This window comes from Amycolatopsis sp. MtRt-6 (genome assembly GCF_017308975.1).
Classification (GTDB): domain Bacteria; phylum Actinomycetota; class Actinomycetes; order Mycobacteriales; family Pseudonocardiaceae; genus Amycolatopsis.
In genome coordinates this window covers 1-1,321 of the sequence record NZ_JADWPD010000073.1, presented here as the reverse complement: position 1 = coordinate 1,321, position 1,321 = coordinate 1, and the positions used below count along the sequence as shown (strand labels likewise).

General features: G+C 65.6%; 1 protein-coding gene. It reads right to left on the bottom strand.

Features of this window, described 5'->3' with window-relative positions; genetic code table 11:
- Positions 1–1,321: crotonyl-CoA carboxylase/reductase (gene ccrA / locus I4Q55_RS48845; RefSeq protein WP_242548119.1), on the bottom strand; the 1,321-nt coding region annotated here is incomplete at both ends.

Here is a 1,321-nt window from a genome sequence, read left to right as displayed (position 1 = left end):
CGGAAGGCGTTGATGCCTTCGATGTGCTTCGCGCGTTTCTCTTCGTTACGGACGCCGAGGCCTTCCTGCGGGGCGAGGGCGAGCACGCCGACCTTGCCCTGGTGGGCGTTGCGGTGCACGTCGAGAGCGGCCTGCCCGGTCTCCTCCAGCGGGTAGGTCTTCGACAACGTCGGGTGGATCAGCCCCTTCGCGATCAACCGGTTCGCCTCCCACGACTCACGGTAGTTCGCGAAGTGCGAACCGATGATCCGCTTCAGGTTCATCCACAGGTACCGGTTGTCGTACTGATGCATATACCCCGACGTCGACGCGCACGTGACGATCGTGCCGCCCTTCCGCGCGGCATACACCGAAGCACCGAACGTCTCCCGGCCCGGGTGCTCGAACACGATGTCCGGATCCTCACCCCCGGTCAGCTCCCGGATCTTCGCCCCGAACCGCTGCCACTCCCTCGGGTCCTGCTCGTCGTCGTTCTTCCAGAACCGATACCCCTCGGCGCTGCGGTCGATGATCAGCTCGGCACCCAGCTTCCGGCAGATCGCCGCCTTCTCCGGGCTCGACACCACACACACCGGAATCGCGCCGCCGTTGAGCGCGTACTGCGTCGCATACGAGCCCAGCCCACCCGAGGCACCCCAGATCAACACCACATCACCCTGCTTCATGTCCGCGCCGTTACGCGAAACCAGCTGCCGGTAGGCGGTCGAGTTGACCAGCCCGGGCGAGGCGGCTTCTTCCCAGGTCAGATGATCCGGCTTCGGCATCAGCTGGTTGGCCTTGACCAACGCGATCTCGGCCAGCCCCCCGAAGTTCGTCTCGAACCCCCAGATCCGCTGCTCGGTGTCGAGCATCGTGTCGTTGTGCCCGTCCGGGCCCTCCAGCTCGACATTCAGGCAATGCGCGACCACCTCGTCACCGGGCTTCCAGTTGTGCACACCGGCCCCCGTCCGCAACACCACCCCGGACAAGTCCGACCCCACCACGTGATACGGCAGGTCATGCCGCTTCGCCAGCGGCGACAGCCGCCCGTACTTCTTCAGGAACTTGAACGTCGGAATCGGCTCGAAAATCGACGTCCACACCGTGTTGTAGTTGATCGCACTCGCCATCACCGCGACCAGCGCCTCACCCGGCCCCAGCTCCGGCACCGGCACCTCATCCACATGCAACGACTTACGCGGATCCTTGTCCCGGCTCTCCAGGCCCTCGAACATCCCGACCTCGTCCGCGTGCACCGTCACCCCGCGATAACTCTCGGGCACCGGCAACGAGCCGACCACGGCCGCCTCACCGGTCAGGATGGCCTGCTGGATCTCGCCGA